Here is a 25,479-nt window from a genome sequence, read left to right on the forward strand (position 1 = left end):
CTATTCCTCCGTCAACGCGGAGCCGGCACGGTCCAGCAAAGGTTTGAACAGATAATTGAGCAGCGAGCGTTCACCCGTGCGCACGAACATTTCAGCGGGCATGCCGGGTTTGATCACCAGCCCGTTGAGTTTTTCAAGCGCCGCGTCGCCCACCGAGGTACGCAGCACGTAATACGGCTGGCCGGTTTTTTCATCCTGCATCTGGTCGGCGGAAATCAGGCTCACCTCACCGGAAACCCGCGGCGTGCGGCTTTGATTGAACGCGGTGAAGAGAATGTCGACCGGCAGATGGCTGGCGACCTTGTCGATCAGTTGCACCGGCAGCCGCCCTTCGACTTCCAGCCGCGTACCTTGCGGAACGATTTCCAGCAGCATTTCACCGGCACGCACTACCGCACCTTCGGTGTGCACGCCCAGATTGACGGCGATGCCATCGGCAGGCGCAAGAATTGCGCTGTGTTGCAGACTGAAACCGGCCGAGGCCAGCTGCTGCTCAAGGGTAAGCGCCTTGACCTGGGCATCGGCCCATTGGCTGCGCACCTCTTTCTGGTACTCCTCACGCTGCTGTTGAAGGCGCAAACGCGATTCGACGATACCTTGCTCTATACGTCCGGTTTCGCCCGCATTTTGCGCCAGGCTCTGTTGCACCTGAGAAAGCTGGCGCTGGAACTCCAGCAGGCGATTGCCAGGAATGAATCCGTTCTGCGCCAAGGGCTCCAGGTTACTCAGTTGCTTGCGTAACGAGTCGGCCTGAGCCAGCAGGTCCGAACGGGCACGGCGCATGCCGGCGAGCTGCAGCCCGGCACCCTCGATGCTCGCCTGCAGGCCGGACTGCTCGCGCGCCAGGGCCTGGCGTCGGCTGCTGAACAACTGCCGCTGCCCTTCAAGCACCAGCGCCAGCCGTGGGTCGGGGTCTTGCCCCTGTCCGGCCGCAATCAGTTCTGCGGGAAAACGCACCTCGTCCAGGTTGTCGCGCTCGCTTTGCCAGCGCGCCAGGCTGGCCCAGGCCATTCGATACTGGGCTCGCAACGATTGCACGTCGGCTTCGACCTGAGTCTGATCAAGGCGAAACAGCGGTTCGCCCTCTTTGACCAGTTGACCTTCACTGACCAGAATTTTGCTGACCACGCCGCCATCCAGCGATTGCACGGCCTTGCGTTTGCCAGAGACCACCACCGTCCCCTGCACGGCAATGCCCTGATCCAGAGGGGCAAGACTGGCCCACAGAAAAAAACTGCCCGCCCCCGCCAGCATGAGAATCCAGCCCGCGCGAACGAAGAACTGCACGCCACGCTCCTTGCCCGGCACGGCGTAATGAGTGTCGATAGGGCTGTTCATACGTCGGACTGCCTGTTCTGCGTGCCGTATTGACGGCTCATGGAAAGCCCGGCTGCCGGGCGAGATTGCGATTGAGGGTGCGCTTGCGCTGCCTGCGCCGACGATGGCTGTCCGGACAAGGCCTGCAGCACCTGAGCCGTAGCGCCAAATGCCTGCATGCGACCTTCGCTCAGCACCAGCAGGCGATCGGTCTGGTTCAGCGACTGCGTACGGTGGGTGACGAGCACAACGGTGCAGCCGCGGCTCTTGAGTTCGGCAATCGCCTGAGTCAGGGCCGCCTCACCCGCAGCATCCAGATTGGAGTTGGGCTCATCGAGCACCACCAGTCGCGGGTCGCCGTACAGCGCACGGGCCAACGCGACGCGCTGTTTCTGACCGCCGGACAAGCCAGCGCCATCATCACCCAGCCGCGTGTCGTAGCCTTGCGGCAGGCGCAGAATCAATTCGTGTACGCCCGCCAGTTGCGCGGCAGCGACCACAGCGCTCGCGTCGCCCTCGCGAAAGCGCGCGATATTTTCTGCCACGGTGCCACCGAACAGCTCGATGTCTTGCGGCAGATAACCAATATAGGGTCCCAGCGCCTCTCGGTCCCAGCGATGCATGTCGGCCCCGTCCAGACGTACCGTTCCGCCCAGCGCTGGCCAGACACCGACCAGCACGCGTGCCAGGGTCGACTTGCCGGAACCGGATGCACCCAGTACGCCGAGTACTTCACCGGCTTGCAGTTGAAAGCTCACTTGCTGAATCGTGGGCGACGTTTTGCCGGGAGGCGCAGCGCTGACCTGTTCCGCACTGATCTGACCGCGCGGTGCCGGCAGTGGCATGCGCGGCGCGGGCTCGGCATAGGTCTTGAGTAGCTGGTCCAGGCGCCCGTAAGCCAGGCGTGCAGAGCTCCATTGCTTCCAGACTGCGATCAGTTGGTCGATGGGGCTGAGGACCCGCCCCATAAGGATCGAGCCGGCGATCATCATGCCTGCGGTCATGTCTCCATTTATCACCAGCAGTGCGCCCAGGCCAAGCACGAGCGACTGCAGGCACAGGCGCAGGGCCTTGCTGATCGAACTGATCACCGCTCCAGTATCACTGGCACGGTTTTGCAGGGCCAGAAAGCGCCCGTGCACATGAAACCAGCGACGCCGCAGCACCTCGAGCATGCCCATTGCCTGGATCGCCTCGGCCTGTTGCAGGTGTCGGGTCGCCAATTGCGCAGACTGCTGCGAGTAGCCGCTGGCTTCGGCCAGCGGTTTGCGGGTCAGCCATTCGTTGAGGCAGGCCAGTCCGACCAGCAACACCGTCCCCACGCTGGCGAGCACGCCTAGCCAGGGGTCGAAAAGGAAGATCACCGCCAGGTAGATGGGGAACCAGGGGGCGTCGAAGAACGCGAACAACGCCGGTCCGGTGAGAAACTGGCGGATGAAGGTCAGATCACCCAGCGCTTGCCCAGCCTGACGCTGTCCGGCGTGCAGGTTGCTCTCGAACGCAGCCTGATAGACGCGCAGATTGAAACGCTTTTCCAGCTCGCTACCGATGCGGATCACCACAAAGCTGCGGACCATCTCCAGCAAGCCGATGAACGCAAAGAACCCGACCACCATCAGCGTCAGCATGGCCAGAGTGGTCTGGTTCTGCGACGTCAGTACGCGGTCATAGACTTGCAGCATGTAAATCGATGGGGCGAGCATCAGCACGTTGATCAGCGCGGTAAAACAACCGACACCAATCAACGCGCTCTTGTAGTCAGCCAGCGCTTTATAAAGCGGCGGCCGGGCGCTTTGGGGCAACGCACTCATGGTTGTTCCTTGATGGTCTTGCTTATGACGGAGTGACATCCCTGGGTTTTGACAAACAACTCGCGCAGGTCCGTGAAACGCTTAATCGGCGAGACGCCCAAGGACCAGCACTTCACCGCCGGGCAGACGCGCCTCATAGACCTGCTCCCCCATATTATTGAGGTGAATCAGGCGATTGCCTTCCTTGTCGGTGAACGCCAGGCCATCCGGTGTCGGAAACCAGCCAGTGGGTGCTTCGTGCAACCACTTTACTGCGCAGGCGAGATCGCCCGTCAGTTGCGGTACATCGGTATTAAGGTGCAGTTCACAGGCTTCATTCGTCTTTCCCTGAACAGAAAGTCGCCACTTGCCACTGAGTTCAGCAGGATCGGGCAGTTTCAAACTCATGGCCATGCTCGCTCCAGAAATACCCACCAGCAACGCAAAGGCAGCTGGCACGATTCGAACAACGTGATTGATCTTCATTACGGGGGTACTTTCCAGATTATGGACGACCGCAGGGTCGTCCAAAATTGTTACAGATTAAACCACGATATCAGTGGCCAACGCTTGACCAACGGTCCCCACGAGGAAGTCCCCCAAACCCTGACCTGTGAAGTCGATCGCCAGACTGCCCAGATTGCTGCTCTGGTTATAGTTGAGGATCGCCTCGCCGGCGTGGCCGCTGAATGCGTTGACGAACTGCAGCGCGCTCAGCGTGGAAATCGCCGATACGTCGATCTTGTCCTGACCGCTGACGAAATCACGAATCGTATCCTGGCCCGCGCGATTGGAGTCGGAGCTGGCGCCAAACACGAAGATGTCGGCACCCGCACCACCGGTCAGGCTGTCGGCACCGCCACCGCCGTAGATGATGTCGTTGCCGGCACCACCCTTGAGGTCGTTGGCGGCAGCATTGCCGATCAACAGGTCATTGCCCGAACCGCCCACCGCGTTTTCAACCACCACACCCTTGGCGATCGAAACGTTGCCGACCATGCCACCGACATCCGAGAACGAGGCGGCATTGAGGTTGATCTTCTGATTCTGGGTGAAGCCGGAAAAGTCGAGAGTATCCTTACCCCCGCCATCCCACACCGAGAACACCACCTTGGAAGAGGCGGACGTGGCGCTGTAGAAATCGCGCCCGGCGGTGGAGTTGAACCCATAGACCGTGTCACCGGCACGGGTGCTCATGTTCGCGCCATAGAGCTGCTGAACGGCGGCGATATCATCCAGCAACGGTGCCGACGAGTACGACGGAGCACCGCCCTTGACGAAGTTCTGGTCAGTGTTGGACTCACTCCAGTAACTCATGACGCTATAGCCACGGGTGTCTTCTGCGTAGGTGGCGTCCTTGTAGCTCGGATTGCCCTCGCCCGCGTTGTAGTCACCCGGGTGAGACAGGCCCAGGGTATGGCCGATTTCATGGGTCAGGGTCTGACGGCCGTAGTTGCCATTGTCCGGGGTGGTGTTGACCTTGTAGCTGTTGTCGACAAGGTACCAGGACTGGCCGTCAGTACGGCTGTTGCCGCTGGGCAGGTAGGCAAAAGCTGCCCCGCCCGCACTGCCGTTGCTGTAGTTGCCGAAGGTCATATGCCCGTCGCCCCCGGAAGCCGCCTGGGTAAAGCTGACCTTGGCGACGTCTGCCCAGGATTGCATCGACAACACCGCCTGAGCTTTCTGCTGCGCGTTGAACGCACTGAAAGTCCCCAGCGAATTGTCGAACCCGGCAGGCTTGGCCGTCAGGAACGTGTAAGTGAGGTTGATGGTGCCGTTGCCATCGCGATCCGTCCAGGCGGCGTCATCGCGAAGAATATAATCAGCGGCCTGATCGACTGAATACGAGGGCTTGCCATTGATCGTGAGATTGCCGCCACGATCATACTGGTGGGCGAACGCATTGATCTGGTCGAAAGAGGTGCTGGTAGCAGCGGAGAGTTGAATTGCAGCATTTTCTTTGACTTTCGTCATGACACTTCCTTGTTTGCTGATTGACAGGTTAGGTACGACAGGACTCTCCCCTGTAGCGAGAGAGTCCGGTCACTCGCTTTGTGAAGCGTAAAATCGTGTTGCGTAACAAAACTGACACATCTTGAAATCTTGTGTCCAGCACTGTTCGATGATGCCAAATGGCCCAAAACGGGAAAGCGCCTACAGGCCTTGGAGAATCGCCTGATATTATTTTTTGTGATGACGAGATAGCCGATAAGCGCTTGAACAGGCTGCAACAAGCTTGATAAATATGACTGATAGGTCAGGAATTTTAAGGGTTCGACAGACCACGAATGCCCTGAGTAATGAACCGGCCTACTCAGCTACCAGGAACGGCACACCGCCAGCAGTGCGAGGGGCCGACGCCGACCTTTTTCCTCGTCGCAGAAACGCAAAAAGCCCCGACGAGTCGGGGCTTTTCTTGAAGTGCAGCGGCCTGAATATTCAGGCCTGGTCGATCAGTCGTCGCGGCTCATGATGCCGAAGATCTGCAGCAGGCTGATGAACAGGTTGTAGATCGATACATACAGGCTGACCGTCGCCATGATGTAGTTACGCTCACCACCCTGAATGATCGCGCTGGTCTGGAACAGAATGCAGACCGACGAGAACAGCACGAAGCCCGCGCTGATAGCCAGCTGCAGACCGCTGATCTGGAAGAACATGCTGGCCACTACCGCACCCAGCAGGACGAAGAAGCCTGCGGTGATGAAACCACCCAGGAAGCTCATGTCCTTGCGGGTAATCAGTACATAGGCTGAAAGGCCGCCGAATACCAGAGCCGTCATCGCGAAGGCAGAGCTGACTACTTCAGCACCACCGGCCATGCCCAGGTAACGGTTGAGGATCGGGCCCAGCAGGAAACCCATGAAACCTGTCAGGGCGAAGGTCGACACCAGACCCCAGACCGAATCACGCAGCTTGTTGGTCAGAAAGAACAGACCATAGAAGCCGATCAGCACCACGAAAATGTTCGGGTAGCCGACACGCATCTGCTGAGCGACGAATGCCATGACACCGCTGAAAGCCAGTGTCAGGGCGAGAAGACCGTAAGTATTGCGCAGGACACGACTAACCTCGAGCTGGTCGGCCTGCATGCCGGTTTTAAGGCTGTAATCCTGTTCGCGCATGGCGAAACTCCTTGCTGTTGAAATGTTGAGTTGCAAAGATCATAACAGAGGCGCTGCAACTGGCTAGTCACAGAGTTTGACAGCTTGTTTCATTCCGGTATTATGGCGCCCGCAACGAAGTGGAGGTATGGCCGAGTGGTTTAAGGCAGCAGTCTTGAAAACTGCCGACTGTAACAGGTCCTAGAGTTCGAATCTCTATGCCTCCGCCATATTTGGCAGCGCAAAGCCCTGATTATTCAGGGCTTTGTCGTTTCTGGCCCCCACGAAACCCTGCGTCCTCCCCGCCCTGCGAGCTGCCGTGCGCAACCTGATATATTGATGCTCATACCGAATCAATCATCCTGGTCACGCAATGCCCATCAATTTCGACCTCAACGACCTCCAGGCATTTCGTGCCGTGGTCGAGAATGGCAGCTTCCGCAAGGCCGCTGAAACAGTGCAGATCACCCAGCCTGCGCTCAGTCGGCGAATAGAAAAGCTCGAATCTGCGCTGAACGTTAAGCTCTTCGAGCGGACCACCCGCAGAGTCAGCCTGACCACGGTCGGCCGCGCATTTCTGCCTCAGGTCGAGCGCATTCTGGACGATCTGGACAGCGCATTGATGACCATCGAAGGTGTCGGCTCAACGCGAATGGGCAGCGTGACGATTGCCTGCGTGCCTTCAGCCGCCTATTACTTCATGCCTCAGGTCATCAGCGCCTTCCACCGGCTGTTTCCGAAAATCAGAATTCGGGTCATGGACGCCAGCGCCAATGAGGTCAACAGCGCGGTTGCCCTGGGCGAAGCCGATTTCGGGGTGAGTTTCAGCGGTAATCTGGCGCCGGAAGTGGACTTCGAACTGCTTCTGCAGGAACGCTACGTGATGGCCTGCAGGCGGGATCACCCGCTGGCCACGTGCGACAGCGTCAGTTGGGAGGAGATGTACCGCCACGACTACATCGCGCTGGATATCACCTCGGGTAACCGTCTGGTGCTGGATCAGGCGCTGGCGCCGTCGCGCCCGCACAAGGAAAGCATCTGCGAAACCCGCCATGTCACGACCATGATCGGCCTGGTGGAGGCCGGGCTTGGTGTGGCTGCGGTGCCTTCGATCGCCATGCCGATGACCGCTCACCCGTTTCTGGTGAGCGTGCCATTGGTTGCGCCCGAGGTGATTCGCAACGTAGGGCTGATCAAGCGTCGTGGCAGGACCTTGACACCGGCAGCCCTCGAGCTGGAACAACTGGTCAGGAAAATGCCGTCACCCTCAGCGGGGCACTGAATCCAGCCCGGTAGACTGCACCGTGGCCTGGGCTTTCGGCGATGCCAGGTAATCCAGCAAGGCCTTCGCCTCTTTCGGGTGCTCGGCATTGACCGGGATTCCAGCGGCATAACGGGTAACCGACTGCACGTCTTCAGGAATCTTCGCCACGAACGTCACGCCGGGAATCGGCAGCAGCTCGGCAACCTGTTGAAAGCCCACTTCGTAGTCGCCCTTGGCAACCACCGAAGCAACCGGGATGCGCTCGATCATCTTGCCCTTCGGCGCGAGCTCCTTCTCGATACCGAGCTTTTTGAAAAGCTCTTTTTCGATGTACACGCCACTGGCGCTGTCGGAGTAAGCAACCGACTTGGCCTTGAGCAAGGTAGCCTTGAGCTCACTGTCGGTGCCGATCGCCGGCTTGGCCGCCCCCTCCTTCACCACCATCCCGATCCGCGAGTCAGCCAGTTCGACCCGCGATGCAGGGTCTACCTTGCCTTGCTTGATCAGATCATCCAGCGCATAGCCAACCATAATCACCACATCGGCGTGCTCGCCACGGGCCAGACGATTCGGAATGGCCTCGGGCGCCTTGCCCATAGAAGGGCCGAGAATGGTGTCCAGCGAATCCCCGGAAGACGCCGCGTATTGCGGTCCGAGCAGTTTGTACGCAGCCGTAAAGCCGCCGGAGGTCATGACTTTGAGCTGTTCAGCCTGCGCCGCCGCACTGACCGCGATACAGCCGAGAAAAAGCGCGGCCAATTGAGTTTTGCATAACGATTTCATAGTTATTTTCCTTGATTAAACAGCCAGTTGCGGGCGGGTCGAGATGTGCCGGTAGAGCACCAGTGTGGCGCCCAGCGCACAGGCTGCAGCGAACGTCATCCAGTAAGCAGGCGCCGCCTTGTCGCCGGTCAGGTGGATCAACCAGGTCGAGATCGCCGGAGTGAAACCACCGAAAACCGCCGTCGCCAGGCTGTAGGCCAGCGAGAAACCGGCAACGCGAACCTCTACCGGCATGATTTCCGTCAGCGCCGGGATCATCGCGCCGTTATACAAGCCGTAGAGGAACGAGAACCACAACAGCACTTCCAGCATATGGCCGAAGCTGGGCGCCAAGGCGAGGAACGACAGCGCCGGGTAAGCACTGATGATGGTCAGCAGCGTCATCGCGACCAACAGTGGTTTGCGCCCGAAGCGGTCGCTCAGCATGCCGCCGACCGGCAGCCAGATAAAGTTGGAGACACCGACCAGCAGTGTCACCAGAAGCGCATCGGCGGTACTCAGGTTGAGTACGGTTTTGCCGAACGTCGGTGCATAGATGGTGATCAGATAAAACGTGGTAGTGGTCATCGCCACCATAAGCATTCCGGCAATCACTACGCGCCAGTTTTGCAGCAGCGTTGCGAACACCTGTCGCATGGTCGGGCGGTGAGAGCGAGTAGCGAACTCTTCGGTTTCCTGGAGGCTGCGGCGCAACAGGAAAATGAACGGGATAATCAGGCAACCGATGGCGAACGGAATTCTCCAGCCCCAGTCGGCGACAGCAGCAGGGGCCATCCATTGGTTCAAGCCATAACCCAGTGCAGCGGCGACGACGATTGCCACCTGCTGACTACCTGACTGCCAACTGGTGTAAAAGCCCTTGCGGCCGGGTGTCGCCATCTCTGCCAGATACACTGACACCCCACCCAATTCCGCGCCGGCAGAGAAACCTTGCAGCAAGCGGCCGACCAATACCAATGCAGGTGCCCACAAGCCGATGCTCGCGTAACCGGGCACCAGGACAATCAGCAACGTGCCACTGGCCATGATCGACAGGGTCACGATCAAGCCCTTGCGCCGCCCCACGTCATCAATGTAGGCACCCAGAATCACGGCACCCAACGGACGCATCAGGAAGCCCGCACCGAAGACCGCGAAGGTCATCATCAGCGAAGCAAACTCACTGCTGGCCGGGAAAAAGGCGGAGGCGATCTGGGTGGCGTAAAAGCCGAACAGGAAGAAGTCGAATTGCTCGAGGAAATTACCGGAGGTCACGCGAAATACCGCGCCTGCCTTCGACCGGGAGGATTCTTTTCGTAATGAGGATGAGCCGTGCATCAATGTTCTCCAGCGATCTTATTAGAGTGTTGTAAGCGCTTGTTGCGGAGGAGTCTGCCGGACACACTTTGAAACGATAAGTGCTATGTTTTCATCGATTGATGTCTAATGAACATCAATAGAAGCCCATGCAGCCGTGTTCTGCCCCGTCGCTTGCCGGTCAACACGCGCCAAACTCACACGCCTGCCCTTGAATTCTTTATCATTGCGCACGTTTTGTTGGCAGAGCCGATCATGAAATTCGCCATCTCCCTTTTTTCCGCCGCTCATGCGCCCTCCTCTCGGCGAGCCTTGCAGTTCGCCAGGGCGGTACTGGCAGGCGGGCATGAAATCGTCCGTTTGTTCTTCTATCAGGACGGCGTACACAGCGCGTCGGCCAACGTCGTGACGCCTCAGGATGAACAGGATATGGCGTTGCAATGGCGTGACTTCATCGTCGAGCACGATCTGGACGGCGTGGTGTGCATTGCCGCCGCGTTGCGGCGCGGTGTGCTCGACACGCAAGAGGCCGAGCGTTACCAGCGGCCGGCGGCAAACCTGCGCGAGCCGTGGGAATTGTCCGGGCTGGGCCAGTTGCACGATGCCGTGCAATCGGCTGATCGCCTGATCTGCTTCGGAGGGCCATGAGATGCCCAGATCACTATTGGTTGTCAGCCGTCAGTCGCCGTGGTCCGGTCCCGGCGCCCGGGAAGCGCTGGATATCGTGCTGGCGGGCGGGGCATTCGACCTGTCGATAGGCCTGCTGTTTCTGGACGACGGGGTGTTTCAGTTGTCGCCACAGCAGTCGCCCGACGCACTGCAACAGAAAGACCTGACCGCGAATCTGAAAGCCTTGCCGATGTTCGGCGTCGAAGACCTTTACGTCTGCGGGCAGAGCCTGACCGAGCGTGGCATCTCCCCTGGCGCATTGAGCGAAGAGATGACCCAGTTGACCACGCGCGCGGAATTGTCAGCACTTTTTGACCGGTACGACGAGGTGATTACCATCTGATGGCTACTTTGCACGTTCTCTCTCACTCGCCGTTTGCCGACACCCGGCTGGACAGTTGCCTGCGCTTGCTTGGCAGTGCTGATGGCTTGCTGCTCTGCGGCGATGCCGCCTATGCGTTGATGCCGTCCAGTGCGCAGTTGGAAGCCCTTCAGCCTCTGATCGACTCGTCGCACCTGTTCGCCCTCGACGAAGACATCAGGGCACGCAATCTGACCCTCCCTGCCGGAGTCAACCGCATCGACTACCCGGCCTTCGTGGAACTGTCGCTGCGCTTCGACAAGGTCAATACCTGGCTATGAAACAGTTGAACATTGACGGGCGCAGCATCGAACTGGACAAGGATGGTTTTCTGCAAAACCTCAGCGACTGGTCGCTGGACGTCGCTCACGCCCTGTCCGCCGAGGAAGGCATCGAGCTGAGCGCCGAGCACCTTGAAATCCTCGAACTGCTGCGAGGTTTTTACGCCGAGTTCCAGCTTTCGCCCGCCACACGGCCGCTGATCAAATACACCGCATTGAAGCTGGGTGCAGAAAAAGGCAACAGCATGCACCTCAACCGCCTGTTCAATGGCACTCCCGCCAAACTCGCCGCCAAGCTGGCGGGCCTGCCCAAACCGACCAATTGCATATGAATGATTACCCTGCGCTTGTCACTGAAACACCTGAAGAGCATCCCTTTGCGACCTTCGTTCGCATACTGGGCAAAGGGAAACGTGGCGCGCGCAACCTGACTCGCGAGGAAGCACGGGAAGCCATGGGCATGTTGCTCGATGAAAAAGTCGAGGACACCCAACTCGGGGCGTTTCTGATGCTGCTGCGCCACAAGGAAGAAAGTCCCGAGGAGCTCGCAGGGTTTACCGAAGCGGTGCGTGAACGTCTCAACGCGCCTGCCATGCAGGTCGATATCGACTGGCCGACCTACGCCGGGAAAAAGCGTCACCTGCCGTGGTATTTGCTGGCAGCCAAATGCCTGGCACAAAACGGCGTCAGGATCCTCCTGCACGGCGGCGGCGCGCATACCGCAGGGCGTCTGTACACCGAACAACTGCTGGACCTGCTGAAGATACCTCTATGCCGCAACTGGTCAGCGGTCAAAACCTCGCTCGAGCAAGACCGTCTGGCGTTCATTCCGCTCGCCGACTGGGCACCGCAGTTGCAGCGCATGATCGATCTGCGCAACACGCTGGGGCTACGCTCGCCCATTCATTCGCTGGCACGCATCCTCAATCCGCTGCAGGCGCGTTGCGGCCTGCAAAGCATTTTTCACCCGGGCTACCAGAGTGTGCATCGCGATGCCAGCAGCCTGCTCGGCGACAACGCCATCGTGGTCAAAGGTGATGGCGGCGAAATCGAGATCAACCCCGACACCATCAGCCACCTGTACGGCACCACCGGCGGCCAGCCGTGGGATGAAGAATGGCCAGCGCTGTCACCACGCCGCCATGTAAAACCGGCGACGCTTGACCCGCAACAACTGCTGGCCTTGTGGCGAGGAGAGATCGAAGACAGTTACCCGCAACTGGCATTGATATCGACCATGGCGCTCGCCCTGCGCGGCCTGGGCGTCGATCGTGACGAGGCCTTCGCCCGGGCGCAGGTATTCTGGGATCGCCGCGACATCAATCTGTGACGCGACGGCCTTTCGACAATGAAAGGCCGTAATCCAGTCGAACCGATATGCCTGCGCTGACCTCCAAGCCCTATAACCTGGAAATGGGAGTCAGACATGGGCCTTCTGGTCGAGGGACACTGGCAAGACCAGTGGTACGAAAGCAGCAAAGATGGCGCATTTCAGCGCGAAAATGCTCAGCGACGCAGTTGGGTCACGCCCGATGGACAACCGGGACCGTCCGGTGAAGGCGGGTTTGCCGCGCAGGCAGGCCGCTATCACCTGTACGTGTCTCTGGCTTGCCCGTGGGCACACCGCACCCTGATTTTGCGCAAGCTCAAGGGCCTGGAAAACCTGATCGATGTCTCGGTGGTCAGTTGGCTGATGCTGGAGAACGGCTGGACCTTCGATCAGCAGAAAGGCTCCAGCGGCGATGCTCTGGATGACCTGCAGTTTCTTCACCAGCGCTATACCGCCGACGACCCTCGATACACCGGCCGCGTCACCGTTCCGGTGCTGTGGGACAAACAGCAGCAATGCATCGTCAGTAATGAATCTGCGGAGATCATCCGCATGTTCAATTCCGCATTCGACGAGTTGACCGGTAATACGCTGGATTTTTACCCGCAAGCGTTACGCGCGAGCATTGACGAGCTTAACGAGCAGATCTATCCGAACGTCAACAACGGCGTGTATCGGGCTGGTTTCGCAACCTCGCAGGGCGCGTACGAGGAGGCGTTCGATGATGTGTTCGCTGAACTGGATGTGCTGGAAAACCTGCTCGGCGAAAAGCGCTACCTGACAGGTACGCACCTCACCGAAGCCGATATACGCCTGTTCACCAGCATCGTGCGCTTCGATGCGGTGTATTACAGTCACTTCAAATGCAACCTGCGCCGCATCGCGGACTACCCCAATCTCAGCAACTGGCTACGCGAGCTGTACCAGTGGCCGGGTATCGCAGAGACGGTGAGTTTCGAGCACATCAAAGGGCATTATTACGGCAGCCATCGCACCATCAACCCGACCGGAATCATACCGAAGGGGCCAGCGCTTGATCTGCACGCAGATCACGACCGTGAGCGACTGTCCGGTGAAGGTGTCTGGAACAACTGAGGTATGGGAAGGAGTGGTGGATAGCCTGGACGGGCTACCCACCATTGGCATCAGAGAGTCGCCTGAGCGCCCTCGAACCAGGCCAGCTTTTCACGCAACTTGACCACCTCACCGATGATCACCAGCGTCGGCGCATGAACATCATGCTCGGCGACCAGTTGCGGCAGGTTTGCCAGGGTACCCGTGAACACACGCTGATTGACGGTGGTGCCCTGCTCGACCAGTGCAGCAGGCGTGTCAGCAGAGCGACCGTGCCGGATCAACTGCTCACAGATGACCGGCAAACCGATCAGCCCCATGTAAAACACCAGTGTTTGCGCAGGCGCTACCAGGTCCGACCAGGGCAGATCCGTCGTGCCGTTTTTCAAGTGCCCGGTGATGAAACGCACCGATTGCGCATGATCACGGTGCGTCAACGGTATACCCGCATAGGCCGCGCAACCGCTGGCAGCAGTGATGCCAGGCACCACCTGAAACGGAATGCCATGCGCCGCCAACTCTTCGATTTCCTCGCCGCCACGGCCGAAGATGAACGGATCACCGCCCTTCAGACGCACCACCCGCTTGCCCTGTTTTGCCAACGCAACCAGTTGCTGGTTGATCTGCTCCTGCGGAACAGCATGCTCCGCACGGCGCTTGCCAACGTACACACGCTCGGCATCACGACGGCACAGGTCAAGGATCGTTGGGGCGACGAGGCGGTCATACAGCACCACATCGGCCTGTTGCATCAGGCGCAAGGCCCGAAACGTCAGCAAATCCGGATCACCGGGACCCGCACCGACCAGATAGACCTCACCGGTCTCCGGAGGCGGCTCGCCGGCAATCTTGGCGATGAGCATACGTTCAGCCTCGGCACCCTGCCCGGCCAGCTGGCGGTCGGCAATGGCGCCCTGAAAAACATCCTCCCAGAACGCCCGGCGCTGCTGCACGTTCGGAAACAGGCCTTTGACCTGATTGCGAAAGCGCGCAGCCAGTCCGGCGAGCTGCCCGTAGGTGGAGGGAATCCAGGTTTCCAGCTTGGCGCGAATCAGACGCGCGAGCACCGGCGCATCGCCGCCACTGGACACTGCGATCACCAGAGGCGAGCGGTCGACGATGGCCGGAAAGATCACCGTACACAACGCCGGGGCGTCGACCACGTTGACCGGAACGCAACGCAAGCGGGCATCGCGGGAAACCTGAGCGTTGAGCGGCTCGTCATCCGTCGCAGCAATAATCAGCACGCAACCATCTAGGTCGCATTCACTGTAGCCGCGCAGGATCATCTCACCGCCGCTCTGGACAACCAGCTCGCTCAGTTGCGCCTCGATTTCCGGCGCAACCACGCGCAGCACTGCCCCGGCGTCGGCAATCAGGCGTGACTTGCGCAGGGCAATTTCACCGCCGCCAACCACCAGCACCCGGCTGCCACGCAGGTTATGGAACAGCGGCAGAAATTCCATTTAACCGATGACCTCAAGGCCGCCCATATACGGCTTGAGCACCTCAGGCACACGAATCGAACCGTCCGCCTGCTGATAGTTTTCCAGCACCGCCACCAGTGTGCGGCCTACCGCCAGGCCCGACCCGTTGAGGGTGTGGACCAGCTCCGGCTTGCCGGTTTCCGGGTTGCGCCAGCGCGCCTGCATGCGACGCGCCTGGAAATCACCGCAGTTGGAGCAGGAAGAGATTTCGCGATATTTGTCCTGGCTCGGAATCCAGACTTCCAGGTCGTAGGTCTTCACCGCGCTGAAACCCATGTCGCCGGTGCACAGCGCCAGCGTGCGGTAAGGCAGTTCAAGCAATTGCAGCACGCGTTCGGCGTTGCCAGTCAGCGACTCGAGCGCAGCCATGGAGTCGTCAGGCGCAACGATCTGGACCATTTCGACCTTGTCGAACTGGTGCTGGCGAATCATGCCGCGGGTATCACGCCCGGACGCGCCCGCTTCACTGCGGAAGCAAGGGGTATGGGCGACAAACTTGAGAGGCAGCTGTTTGGCATCGAGAATTTCACCCGACACGATATTGGTCAGCGACACTTCAGCAGTCGGGATCAGGTACAGGTCGGCTTCGCCTTCGCGGGAGATCTTGAACAGGTCTTCCTCGAACTTGGGCAACTGACCTGTGCCCTGCAACGCTGGAGCCTGCACCAGATAAGGCGTGTAGGTCTCTTCGTAGCCGTGCTCGTTGATGTGCAGATTGATCATGAACTGTGCCAAGGCACGGTGCAGACGCGCTATCGGGCCACGCAAAAGCGCAAAGCGTGCGCCGGACAGCTTGGCGGCAGTTTCGAAATCCAGCCAGCCGAACTTCTCGCCCAGCGCGACGTGATCCTTGACCTCGAAATCGAATTGCGCCGGCGTACCCCAGCGACGTACTTCAACGTTGCCTTCTTCGTCGGCACCGATCGGCACGGACTCGTGAGGCAGGTTCGGAATGCTCAGCACCAGAGCATCCAGTTCGGCCTGAATGGCATCCAGCTCGACCTTGCCTTCGCTCAGTTCGTTGCCCATGCGCTCGACATCAGCCATCAACGGCGCAATGTCTTCGCCGCGCTGCTTGGCCTGACCAATGGATTTGGAACGTGCATTACGCTCTGCCTGCAGCTGTTCGGTGCGGGTCTGCACTACCTTGCGCTGGGCTTCCAGCGATTCAATGCGCGCCACATCCAGTGTGAAACCACGGGAAGCCAGGCGATCCGCTACGTCCTGAAGTTGAGTACGTAACAGTTTGGAATCGAGCATATCGTTCTCTCGTCTATCAAAGTCTGGTCAGGGACAGGCCAACCCAGGTTGCGAGCAGCCCGCCGAATACGCTGATACCGGCATAGCCGAGGGCCAGCGGTACTTGCCCGCTTTCCAGCAGGCGCAGCGTATCCAGTGAAAAGGATGAAAAGGTCGTCAGACCGCCTACAAAACCGACAAGCAAGCCGGCACGAATTTCGATGGGCACTTCCGGGCGCAGCAGGAACAGTCCGTACAGTACACCGATGATCAGGCATCCGACGATGTTGACCGCCAGCGTCGCCGCGTAAAAATAACGTGGCCAGTTGGCGCTGACCCAGGTACCCGTCGCAAAGCGCAATAATGTACCAGCGATACCGGCAATCGACACCGCAAGAATAGTCTGAATCATCACTTTCTCCGCTTGCGAGGGCTGGCATCGTCCAATGCGTTCAGATGCCTGAGCTTTTCACCGATCTTGAGCTCCAGACCGCGAGGCACAGGCTGGTAATACTGCCGTGGCTCCAGGTCGTCCGGAAAGTAGTCTTCGCCAGCCGCATAAGCATCGGGCTCATCATGGGCATAGCGATATTCTTCACCATAACCGAGCTGCTTCATCAGCTTGGTAGGCGCATTGCGCAAGTGCAGCGGAACCTCCAGCGAACCATGCTCGCCCGCTTCACGCATAGCCGCCTTGAACGCCATGTAGACCGCGTTGCTTTTCGGCGCGCAGGCGAGATAGACGATGGCTTGTGCAACCGCCAATTCGCCCTCGGGACTGCCAAGGCGTTCCTGTACATCCCAGGCGGACATGCACAACGGCAGCGCACGAGGATCGGCATTGCCGATATCCTCACTGGCCATGCGCACTACGCGGCGCGCCAGATACAGTGGGTCACAGCCACCGTCGATCATCCGCGCAAACCAGTACAGGGCGGCGTCGGGATTGGAACCGCGAATCGACTTGTGCAACGCCGATATCTGGTCGTAGAACGCCTCGCCGCCCTTGTCGAAGCGGCGTCGGCTGTCACCCAACAGGCTCTGCAGCAACCCGATATCGATTTCGCTGCCGTCTTCGGCCAGATCGGAGGCGTTCTCCAGCAGATTAAGCATGCGCCGGCCGTCGCCATCGGCAGCGGCCATCAGCATCGCGAAGCCCTCATCGCTGAGGGTCAGTTGCCGCGTGCCCAATCCGCGCTCTTCGGTCAGGGCACGATTGACCAGCTTGCGCAGCGCTGCCTCGTCGAGGCTTTTGAGCACGTAGACACGCGCCCGGGACAACAAGGCGTTATTGAGTTCGAACGACGGGTTTTCGGTAGTCGCGCCGATAAAGATCAGCGTGCCGTCCTCGACGTAAGGCAGGAAGGCATCCTGTTGCGACTTGTTGAAGCGGTGCACTTCGTCGACGAACAGGATGGTGCGCTTGCCGTACTGTCCGGCCTGCTGCCTGGCGACTTCGACGGCCTGACGGATTTCCTTGACCCCGGCGAGCACCGCCGAAACCGTCTCGAAGTGCGCGTCCGACACTTTGGCCAGCAGCTTCGCCAGGGTGGTCTTGCCCACCCCAGGCGGGCCCCAGAAAATCATCGAGTGCAGTGCGCCTTGCTCCAGCGCCTCACGCAGCGGCTTGCCATGGGCAAGCACGTGTTCCTGACCGACATACTCATCCAGGTTGGTAGCACGCAAACGTGCAGCCAGAGGCTGAGCTATCGGTTCGCGGCTGAACAGGTCCATGATCAGAAATTGGCCCTTTTACTCTTGAATGACATCAGCGCCCTTGGGAATCTGGAACTGAAACTTACTGGCTGCGATCGACTCGTTGGCCTTGACCCCGGTGAACAGGATGTTGGTGCGCTGACCCACACTGTCGATCAACTGCATGTCGTTGATGATGCCGTTGCGAAACGACAGGCGCAGGCTGTCGAACAGCGTGTCCTTGGTCTTGGGCTTGAGCACGAAATCGATCACGCCACCCGCTTCTTTCGCGGTGATGTCGAAGCTTTCGCTGATCTTCGATACGTCGCCGGAGAGCAGCAAGGCTGGGGTCTGGGTCAGGCGCTGATCGAGCTTCTTGATCGTGACCTGCTCCAGATCAGGGTCCCACAGCGAAACTTTCTTGCCGTCCGAGACCATCAACTGCTCCTGCGGCGCATCGGTGTGCCAGTTGAACAGGCCTGGGCGCTGCAGGGCCATTTCGCCGGTGGTTTCCTGCAACTGGGTGCCGCCACCGTCCAGCGTCAACTGCGAGAAGCGGGCGGTCAGGGTCTGGGATTTTTCCAGCAACTGAGTCAGGCGCGCCACATCCTTGCTGTCGGCATGGGCGGGGATCATGGAGAAGGTCAGTGCGGTGGCCAACAGCATGCGGATAAGGCGCATTGGATTCCTCTTTGAAGTCGATGATGATGCGACAGCGTGGCGTGCACGCCGTCGCCGCAATACGGGGTGATTAGAATCAGTCGCGCACCGGCCCGGGGGCCAGGACTTCACGTGAACCGTTGGTATTCATGGAGGTTACGACACCTGCCATTTCCATAGCTTCAATCATGCGCGCTGCGCGGTTATAGCCGATCTTCAACTTGCGCTGTACAGCAGAAATCGACGCGCGACGGCTTTCCAGCACGAACTTGACGGCCTCATCGTAAAGCGCGTCGCTTTCGCTGTCTTCACTGCCTTCGCCGCCACCGCCATCAAAGCCGCTGCCGGGCTCTTCGACGCCAGCGAGAATATCGTCGTTGTAATCCGGGGAACCTCGCAGCTTCCAGGCTTCTACCACACGATGCACTTCTTCGTCGGAAACGAACGCACCATGCACACGAATCGGCAGGCTGGTGCCTGGCGGCATGTACAGCATGTCGCCGTGGCCCAACAGTTGTTCGGCGCCACCCTGGTCGATAATGGTCCGCGAATCGATCTTGCTCGACACCTGGAACGCCATACGCGTCGGAATGTTGGCCTTGATCAGACCGGTGATCACATCCACCGACGGACGCTGAGTCGCGAGGATCAGGTGGATACCCGCAGCACGCGCTTTCTGGGCAATACGCGCGATCAGCTCTTCGACCTTCTTGCCGACGATCATCATCATGTCGGCGAACTCGTCCACCACCACAACGATGGTCGGCAGTTTGCTCAGCAGCGGTGCTTCGTCATGAATGCTTTCGCGCTTGTACAGCGGATCGGCAAGCGGCTCGCCAGCATCCTGGGCTTCCTTGACCTTCTGATTGAAGCCGGACAGGTTACGTACACCCATCTTCGCCATCAGCTTGTAGCGCCGCTCCATCTCGGCAACGCTCCAACGCAATGCGTTGGCGGCGTCCTTCATGTCGGTGACCACCGGACACAACAGATGCGGAATACCTTCGTAGATGGACAGCTCAAGCATCTTCGGGTCGATCATGATCAGTTTGGCGTCTTCGGGGCCGGACTTGAACAGGATCGACAAGATCATGGCGTTCACACCCACCGACTTACCGGAACCGGTCGTACCGGCTACCAGCAGGTGGGGCATCTTGGCCAGATCGGTAATCACCGGCTTGCCGCCGATGTCGTGACCCAGCGCCAGGGTGACAGGCGACTTGGCGTTATCGTATTCGGGAGTCGACAACACCTCGGAGAAGCGCACGATCTGGCGGTCTTCGTTGGGGATTTCGATACCGACGGTGGTCTTGCCCGGAATCACTTCGACCACACGAACACTGGTCACGGCGAGCGAGCGCGCAAGGTCCTTGGCAAGGTTGGAAATGCGGCTGACCTTGACGCCGGCGGCCGGCTGGATCTCGTAGCGGGTGATGACCGGACCGGGATGGATGGAGTCTACCGACACCTCCACACCGAATTCCTTGAGCTTGATTTCCAGCAAGTGACCGACGGCCGCCAGAGACTCCGGCGAATAGTTGAGCTGCTTCTTCTCTGCCGGGTCGAGGATCGAAATCGGCGGCAGCGTACCTTCCACTGCGCTGTCCACGAACAGCGGGGCCTGCTTTTCCTTCATGACGCGCTTGCTGGGCTCTACAGGCTTTGAAGGCGCTGGCGCAATCACCGCAGGCACGTGCTTTTCGCGCTCGGTCATGTGTTTGCTCAACGACGCTTCACGCTCCACCAGTCGTTCTCTGGCCTTGGCCTGCTCGCGACGATCGGGAGCCACAGGCGCCACCACATCGTTGACACGCATGTCCACCTCACGCAACTGTGCAACCATCTGCTTGCGTTCGGCACGAGCGGTCCACCAGCGGTTCGCAGCGCTTTGAAACAGCTCGAACAGGTCGAGAGTGATCTTGCCAGTGACATCCATCACCTTGAACCATGACAGGTCGGTAAACACGGTCAGGCCGAACAGGAACAGGGCAATGAACAGCAGTGTGCTGCCTTGAATATTCAACGCTTTTTTGGCGAGATCACCCAGCACTTCACCCAGCACACCGCCTGCCGAGCCCGGAAAGCCCGCCGAGAAATGGAAGTGGATGTGAGCCAGCGCAGCGCCCGCCAGGATCAGAAACACCAACCCGATGAGGCGCCAGGAAAACAGCCAGCCGCTCCACTGCCATGGCTCATGACGATGACGAAAGACCTGCCAGGCCTTGATCGCCAGCAACAGCGGGAAGATGTAGGCGAAATAGCCCAGAACCATGAACAGAATATCGGCACAGAACGCACCTGCACGCCCTGCGGCATTCTGGACCTGCGCCGCATTGCTGCTGGTGTGGCTCCAGCCGGGATCACTCTGATCGTAGGTCAACAAGGCCATCATCAGATACAGGCACAGTGCGCCAAAGGCGATCAGGGCCCCTTCCTTGAGCCGGTAGTGCAATTGCTGTCGCCAAAGCGGGACAGCGCTGGGTGCTGGGGTGGATTTCTTCAAAACGCTTTATTTCCTGCGCGGTAGCGCGAACATCTCGTTGATTGACCAGAAACGGCTGTCGTACGGCACTGACTGCTCCCGCGTGGACAGGGAGGGCAGACAGCGGGAAAGCCTGTCGACAGACGCTTGAATGATAACGCCCAAAACAGGCATTGTACGGTTTTACAGCCACTTGAGTCTGTACGAAAACACACCAGATCCACTTCAGACGGTTCCGCAGGACGGAACATGCTTTCAACTTCACTGACGATGTTCAATTTGAGCATGCATTACGTTTTGTGACAAAGGCTTATGGCGTGTTTCTATCAACAGCCCGCAACTTGAACGACCACATGACCGCTGCGCCGCTCGCGGCCTACCGCATGCACAAGCTACGCGCCATAATGACAACCGCTTGTGACCACGCCTGTCGCACAGAGTTGCACTCACAGACAGGTGCGCCCTCCCCTTCCGCAAAGTTGTGATGCCATGCTGACCTGGTTGAACCGCAACAGCCTCGATTTTCCCCCACTGGAAAAAGCCCTCCGTGAACCCAACGGTTTGCTTGCCGCAGGCGGAGACTTGTCGGCCGATCGTCTGATCAGCGCTTATCGACACGGCTGCTTTCCCTGGTTTCAGGATGGCCAGCCGATTCTCTGGTGGTCTCCCGACCCGCGCACCGTGCTGTTTCCCGAAGAACTGCACGTTTCGCGCAGCCTTGGCAAGGTTCTGCGCCAGTCGCGCTATCGGGTGACCTTTGATGAGGATTTTGTCAGCGTGATCCAGGCCTGCGCTGCGCCTCGCAGCTACGCCAATGAAACCTGGATAACCGGCTCGATGCAGGAGGCCTACGTCGAACTGCACCGCCGCGGCCACGCACACAGCGTCGAGGTCTGGGATCAGGATGAGCTGGTCGGCGGGCTGTATGGCCTGGCAATGGGCCAACTGTTTTTCGGCGAGTCGATGTTCAGCCGGGCAGACAACGCCTCGAAAGTCGGCTTTGCCACCTTGGTAAAGCATCTGACTGACTGGGGATTTGTGCTGATCGACTGTCAGATGCCCACTCAACATCTGCACAGCTTCGGCGCACGCTCCATTCCTCGACAGACTTTCGCCGATTACCTGTCCCGCCATCTGGATCAGCCGACCGACGCCGACTGGTCAGCTAGGCGAGTTTGACAGGCTGGCATACACTCAGGGTTAAGGATTCACCATTAGGCGACGACCATGACAGAGCTGGCGAGGCTGAAGTTTTATGCCACTCAACCGCACACTTGCAGTTACCTGCCCGAAGAGCAGGCGACTACCCTGTTTCTGGACCCCAGCCAGCCGATGGATGCACAGGTCTATGCCGACCTGTCGGACATGGGTTTTCGCCGCAGCGGTGATCACCTCTACCGCCCTCACTGCCAGAACTGCAGTGCGTGTGTACCCGCGCGCATTCCGGTGAATCTCTTCGTCCCCGATCGTCAGCAAAAACGCATTTTGAAACGCAATGCCGACATTCAGGTACAAAGCGCCAAACCGGTATTCACTCAGGAATATTTCGATCTTTATCAGCGTTATATTGAACAACGGCATGCTGACGGCGACATGTTCCCGCCGAGCCGCGAGCAATTTTCGACCTTTCTGGTTCGCGACCTGCCCTTTTCGCGCTTTTACGAATTTCGTGTCGATCAACGCCTGCTGGCAGTTGCCGTCACCGACCTGCTGCCCAATGGGCTTTCGGCGGTCTATACGTTCTACGAACCCGATGAAGAACGCCGCAGTCTGGGCCGTTACGCCATTTTGTGGCAGATCGCCGAAGCGGCCAGACTGCAACTGCAGGCGGTGTACCTCGGCTACTGGATCAAGAACTGTAAAAAGATGAATTACAAGACCCAATATCGCCCCATCGAGCTGCTCACCAATCAAAGATGGGTCACTCTGTATTGAACCCCTTGGCTTAAACTGGTTTTTTCGGGCACAATGCACGCCGCTTTTGCCTGGCGCCACTTGCACCGGGCCACTCATTTGTATACCGAGGGCTTTACTGCATGTCGAAAGAAGACAGCTTCGAAATGGAAGGCACTGTCGTCGACACCCTGCCCAACACCATGTTTCGCGTGGAGTTGGAAAATGGGCACGTCGTAACCGCGCATATCTCCGGCAAGATGCGCAAGAATTACATCCGTATTCTGACCGGTGACAAAGTGCGTGTAGAGCTGACGCCCTACGACCTGAGCAAAGGGCGCATCACCTACCGCGCTCGCTAAACAGGCATTAACGAAAACGCCCGGCATAAGCCGGGCGTTTTTGTATGCCTGTTTTTTACAGTCGATGTCCTCGACCTGCCTCGCATCATAATGATGCGAGGCGAGGCGTCGGTTATCAGGCCATTTCTGCCGTGGTTTCGAAATCGAAGGTGATCTCGCCATCCTTGATGTCGATGTGAACCACGCCGCCATGTTCCGACAGTTCGCCGAACAGGATCTCTTCGGCGAGTGGCCGTTTGATCTTGTCCTGAATCAAGCGAGCCATCGGTCTGGCACCCATTGCGGCATCGTAACCACCCTGCGCCAGCCAGCTTCTCGCCGCCTCGGACACTTCGAGCAGTACGCGCTTGTCTTCCAGCTGGGCCTGAAGCTCGGTGAGGAACTTGTCGACCACGCTCTTGATGACTTCGTGACTGAGGCGACCGAACTGAATGATGGTATCCAGACGGTTGCGGAACTCCGGCGTGAAGCTCTTCTTGATCACTTCCATCGCGTCAGACGAGTGGTCCTGATGCGTGAAACCGATCGAAGCACGCGCAGCAGACTCGGCCCCGGCGTTGGTGGTCATGATCACGATCACATTGCGGAAGTCCGCCTTGCGCCCGTTGTTGTCGGTCAGCGTACCGTGGTCCATCACCTGCAGAAGCAGATTGAAGACTTCCGGGTGAGCCTTTTCGATTTCATCGAGCAACAGCACGCAATGCGGCTGACGGGTAATGGCCTCGGTCAGCAGACCGCCCTGATCGAAACCGACATAGCCCGGAGGCGCGCCGATCAGACGGGAAACGGTATGCCGCTCCATGTACTCGGACATGTCGAAACGGATCAACTCGACGCCCAGTGCCTTGGCCAGCTGACGAGCCGCCTCGGTCTTGCCGACGCCCGTAGGACCGGCGAACAGGAACGAACCGACCGGCTTGTCAGGCGACTTGAGACCGGCACGAGACAGTTTGATCGCAGTCGACAACGAGTCGATGGCCGCATCCTGTCCGAACACAGTGAGCTTGAGATCACGCTCCAGATTACGCAGCAGTTCCTTGTCGGAGCTGTTGACGTGTTTTGGCGGAATGCGCGCGATCTTGGCGACGATGTCTTCGACCTGAGGCACGTCGATACGCTTGACGCGTTGCTCGACAGGCTGCAGACGCTGATAGGCACCGGCCTCATCGATCACGTCAATGGCCTTGTCAGGCATATGACGGTCATTGATGTAGCGCGATGCAAGCTCGGCGGCGGCGCGCAGGGCTTCATCGCTGTATTCGATGCTGTGATGCTGCTCGAAACGGCTTTTCAGGCCACGCAGGATACCGATGGTGTCCTCGACCGAAGGCTCGGACACATCAACTTTCTGGAAGCGACGCGCCAAGGCACGATCCTTCTCGAAAATCCCGCGAAACTCCTGAAAGGTGGTCGAGCCGATGCAACGGATCTCGCCGGAAGACAGCAGCGGCTTGAGCAGGTTGGAAGCATCCATTACCCCGCCGGAAGCTGCGCCGGCACCGATGATCGTGTGGATCTCGTCGATGAACAGGATCGCCTGAGGACGCTTGCGCAGCTCGTTGAGCAACGCCTTGAAGCGCTTCTCGAAATCGCCGCGGTATTTCGTCCCGGCCAGCAACGCACCCAGGTCGAGCGAGTAGACGACGCTGTTGGCAAGCAGGTCAGGCACCTGATTGTCGACGATGCGCTTGGCCAGACCTTCGGCGATGGCCGTTTTACCGACCCCCGCTTCACCGACCAGCAAAGGATTGTTCTTGCGACGACGAGCCAGAATCTGTGCCACCCGCTCGACTTCGCTTTCGCGGCCGACCAGTGGATCGATACGCCCCTGACGTGCCAACTCGTTCAGATTGCTGGCATAGGCATCCAGAGGATTGCCTGAGGAAGATGCTTCACCGCCCTCGTCGTCCTGCATATCCTGTTCACCTTCAGAAGAGTGTTCGCCATGCCCTGGAACCTTGGAGATACCGTGGGCGATGTAGTTGACGACATCGATCCGGGCCACGCTCTGCTGTTTGAGCAGAAATACGGCCTGGCTTTCCTGCTCACTGAAAATCGCAACCAGCACGTTGGCGCCGGTCACTTCGCGTTTGCCTGAGCTCTGCACGTGGAAGACTGCCCGTTGCAGCACGCGCTGGAACCCGAGCGTCGGTTGTGTCTCGCGGTCCTCGTCATGGACGGGGATCAGCGGAGTGGTGGAGTCGATGAACTCCTGCAGATCATGCTTGAGTTTATCGAGGTTTGCGCCGCAGGCACGCAGGACAGTGGCTGCAGCCTCATTATCCAATAGAGCCAGCAGGAGATGCTCGACCGTCATGAACTCATGACGCTTCGAACGTGCCTCCTTGAAGGCAAGATTGAGGGTGACTTCGAGCTCACGGTTTAACATAGC

The 25,479-nt window shown here is 59.1% G+C and carries 24 protein-coding genes and 1 tRNA gene; 11 read left to right on the top strand and 14 right to left on the bottom strand.

Going from position 1 to position 25,479, the window contains the following annotated elements:
* The 5 genes from BLR20_RS06415 to BLR20_RS06435 all read right to left on the bottom strand — a co-directional run bounded on the left by BLR20_RS06415 (position 1) and on the right by BLR20_RS06435 (position 6,232).
* Positions 1 to 1,338 carry an HlyD family type I secretion periplasmic adaptor subunit gene (locus BLR20_RS06415; RefSeq protein ID WP_054993790.1) on the bottom strand — a complete coding sequence of 446 codons (1,338 nt, stop codon included), beginning with the start codon at positions 1,336 to 1,338 and terminating at the stop codon, positions 1 to 3.
* The gene (locus tag BLR20_RS06420) at positions 1,335 to 3,128 is read right to left on the bottom strand and encodes a type I secretion system permease/ATPase (protein WP_010426961.1); all 1,794 of its coding nucleotides are present in this window, start codon (positions 3,126 to 3,128) and stop codon (positions 1,335 to 1,337) included. Before BLR20_RS06420 ends, BLR20_RS06415 begins: the two co-directional genes overlap by 4 nt.
* An 81-nt stretch (positions 3,129 to 3,209) precedes the next feature.
* Positions 3,210 to 3,593: a protease inhibitor Inh/omp19 family protein gene (locus BLR20_RS06425; protein WP_010426963.1), complete on the bottom strand. Its 384-nt coding sequence runs from the start codon at positions 3,591 to 3,593 to the stop codon at positions 3,210 to 3,212.
* A gap of 57 nt (positions 3,594 to 3,650) precedes the next feature.
* Complete coding sequence (locus tag BLR20_RS06430; protein ID WP_054993789.1) at positions 3,651 to 5,081, bottom strand: serralysin family metalloprotease; 1,431 nt, start codon at positions 5,079 to 5,081, stop codon at positions 3,651 to 3,653.
* A 479-nt stretch (positions 5,082 to 5,560) separates the two neighbouring features.
* Positions 5,561 to 6,232, bottom strand: coding sequence for a Bax inhibitor-1/YccA family protein (locus BLR20_RS06435; RefSeq protein WP_002553978.1), 672 nt, complete (start codon positions 6,230 to 6,232; stop codon positions 5,561 to 5,563).
* A 121-nt stretch (positions 6,233 to 6,353) separates the two neighbouring features.
* On the opposite strand from BLR20_RS06435, the gene BLR20_RS06440 reads away from it, so the two are divergent.
* A tRNA-Ser gene (locus BLR20_RS06440) sits at positions 6,354 to 6,441 on the top strand.
* Positions 6,442 to 6,584: 143 nt separating this feature from the next.
* Positions 6,585 to 7,493, top strand: a complete 909-nt coding sequence (locus tag BLR20_RS06445) for a LysR family transcriptional regulator (RefSeq protein ID WP_010426967.1) — start codon at positions 6,585 to 6,587, stop codon at positions 7,491 to 7,493.
* Here the strand turns inward: BLR20_RS06445 and BLR20_RS06450 are convergent.
* Both BLR20_RS06450 and tcuC read right to left on the bottom strand, forming a co-directional pair.
* Positions 7,479 to 8,258 (bottom strand): substrate-binding domain-containing protein, encoded by a 780-nt coding sequence (locus tag BLR20_RS06450; RefSeq protein WP_032612513.1) that lies wholly within the window; start codon positions 8,256 to 8,258, stop codon positions 7,479 to 7,481. The two genes, BLR20_RS06445 and BLR20_RS06450, sit on opposite strands and share 15 nt — an antisense overlap.
* Positions 8,259 to 8,273: 15 nt before the next feature.
* On the bottom strand, positions 8,274 to 9,575 hold the full coding sequence (tcuC, locus tag BLR20_RS06455; RefSeq protein WP_011268262.1) for an MFS transporter: 1,302 nt from the start codon (positions 9,573 to 9,575) through the stop codon (positions 8,274 to 8,276).
* A gap of 234 nt (positions 9,576 to 9,809) precedes the next feature.
* Here tcuC and tusD point away from each other — a divergent pair, with 234 nt between their 5' ends.
* From tusD to BLR20_RS06485, 6 genes are all read left to right on the top strand, one after another.
* Complete coding sequence (gene tusD / locus BLR20_RS06460; RefSeq protein ID WP_010426971.1) at positions 9,810 to 10,202, top strand: sulfurtransferase complex subunit TusD; 393 nt, start codon at positions 9,810 to 9,812, stop codon at positions 10,200 to 10,202.
* Between the two features lies 1 nt (position 10,203).
* The gene (gene tusC, locus BLR20_RS06465) at positions 10,204 to 10,566 is read left to right on the top strand and encodes a sulfurtransferase complex subunit TusC (protein ID WP_032612511.1); all 363 of its coding nucleotides are present in this window, start codon (positions 10,204 to 10,206) and stop codon (positions 10,564 to 10,566) included.
* A complete protein-coding gene (tusB, locus tag BLR20_RS06470; RefSeq protein WP_054993788.1) occupies positions 10,566 to 10,865 on the top strand; it encodes a sulfurtransferase complex subunit TusB in 300 nt (99 codons plus the stop codon). The genes tusC and tusB overlap by 1 nt, the downstream gene beginning before the upstream one ends.
* On the top strand, positions 10,862 to 11,197 hold the full coding sequence (locus tag BLR20_RS06475) for a TusE/DsrC/DsvC family sulfur relay protein (protein ID WP_054993787.1): 336 nt from the start codon (positions 10,862 to 10,864) through the stop codon (positions 11,195 to 11,197). Before tusB ends, BLR20_RS06475 begins: the two co-directional genes overlap by 4 nt.
* Entirely contained in the window at positions 11,194 to 12,195 is a 1,002-nt protein-coding gene (locus tag BLR20_RS06480; RefSeq protein ID WP_054993786.1) for a glycosyl transferase family protein, read from the top strand. Before BLR20_RS06475 ends, BLR20_RS06480 begins: the two co-directional genes overlap by 4 nt.
* 96 nt (positions 12,196 to 12,291) lie before the next feature.
* The gene (locus tag BLR20_RS06485) at positions 12,292 to 13,290 is read left to right on the top strand and encodes a glutathione S-transferase family protein (protein ID WP_054993785.1); all 999 of its coding nucleotides are present in this window, start codon (positions 12,292 to 12,294) and stop codon (positions 13,288 to 13,290) included.
* 50 nt (positions 13,291 to 13,340) lie between these two features.
* Here the strand turns inward: BLR20_RS06485 and cysG are convergent, their stop codons facing one another.
* The 6 genes from cysG to ftsK all read right to left on the bottom strand — a co-directional run bounded on the left by cysG (position 13,341) and on the right by ftsK (position 20,853).
* Positions 13,341 to 14,735, bottom strand: a complete 1,395-nt coding sequence (gene cysG / locus BLR20_RS06490) for a siroheme synthase CysG (RefSeq protein WP_010426982.1) — start codon at positions 14,733 to 14,735, stop codon at positions 13,341 to 13,343.
* Positions 14,736 to 16,016, bottom strand: a complete 1,281-nt coding sequence (gene serS / locus BLR20_RS06495) for a serine--tRNA ligase (protein ID WP_010426984.1) — start codon at positions 16,014 to 16,016, stop codon at positions 14,736 to 14,738.
* A 16-nt stretch (positions 16,017 to 16,032) separates the two neighbouring features.
* Entirely contained in the window at positions 16,033 to 16,407 is a 375-nt protein-coding gene (crcB, locus tag BLR20_RS06500) for a fluoride efflux transporter CrcB (protein ID WP_010426985.1), read from the bottom strand.
* Positions 16,407 to 17,729, bottom strand: coding sequence for a replication-associated recombination protein A (locus BLR20_RS06505; RefSeq protein WP_054993784.1), 1,323 nt, complete (start codon positions 17,727 to 17,729; stop codon positions 16,407 to 16,409). The genes crcB and BLR20_RS06505 overlap by 1 nt, the downstream gene beginning before the upstream one ends.
* An 18-nt stretch (positions 17,730 to 17,747) precedes the next feature.
* A complete protein-coding gene (gene lolA, locus BLR20_RS06510; protein ID WP_003371767.1) occupies positions 17,748 to 18,371 on the bottom strand; it encodes an outer membrane lipoprotein periplasmic chaperone LolA in 624 nt (207 codons plus the stop codon).
* A 76-nt stretch (positions 18,372 to 18,447) separates the two neighbouring features.
* On the bottom strand, positions 18,448 to 20,853 hold the full coding sequence (gene ftsK / locus BLR20_RS06515) for a DNA translocase FtsK (protein ID WP_010426991.1): 2,406 nt from the start codon (positions 20,851 to 20,853) through the stop codon (positions 18,448 to 18,450).
* Between the two features lie 468 nt (positions 20,854 to 21,321).
* On the opposite strand from ftsK, the gene aat reads away from it, so the two are divergent.
* The 3 genes from aat to infA all read left to right on the top strand — a co-directional run bounded on the left by aat (position 21,322) and on the right by infA (position 23,087).
* Positions 21,322 to 22,011, top strand: coding sequence for a leucyl/phenylalanyl-tRNA--protein transferase (aat, locus tag BLR20_RS06525; protein WP_010426992.1), 690 nt, complete (start codon positions 21,322 to 21,324; stop codon positions 22,009 to 22,011).
* A gap of 48 nt (positions 22,012 to 22,059) precedes the next feature.
* Positions 22,060 to 22,767 carry an arginyltransferase gene (locus BLR20_RS06530; protein ID WP_032612506.1) on the top strand — a complete coding sequence of 236 codons (708 nt, stop codon included), beginning with the start codon at positions 22,060 to 22,062 and terminating at the stop codon, positions 22,765 to 22,767.
* Positions 22,768 to 22,868: 101 nt separating this feature from the next.
* A complete protein-coding gene (gene infA / locus BLR20_RS06535) occupies positions 22,869 to 23,087 on the top strand; it encodes a translation initiation factor IF-1 (protein ID WP_002553999.1) in 219 nt (72 codons plus the stop codon).
* 115 nt (positions 23,088 to 23,202) lie between these two features.
* On the opposite strand, the gene clpA is transcribed toward infA, so the two are convergent.
* On the bottom strand, positions 23,203 to 25,476 hold the full coding sequence (gene clpA, locus BLR20_RS06540) for an ATP-dependent Clp protease ATP-binding subunit ClpA (protein ID WP_003371759.1): 2,274 nt from the start codon (positions 25,474 to 25,476) through the stop codon (positions 23,203 to 23,205).
* Positions 25,477 to 25,479: the final 3 nt, after the last annotated feature.

Source organism: Pseudomonas congelans (genome assembly GCF_900103225.1).
Lineage (GTDB): Bacteria > Pseudomonadota > Gammaproteobacteria > Pseudomonadales > Pseudomonadaceae > Aquipseudomonas > Aquipseudomonas congelans.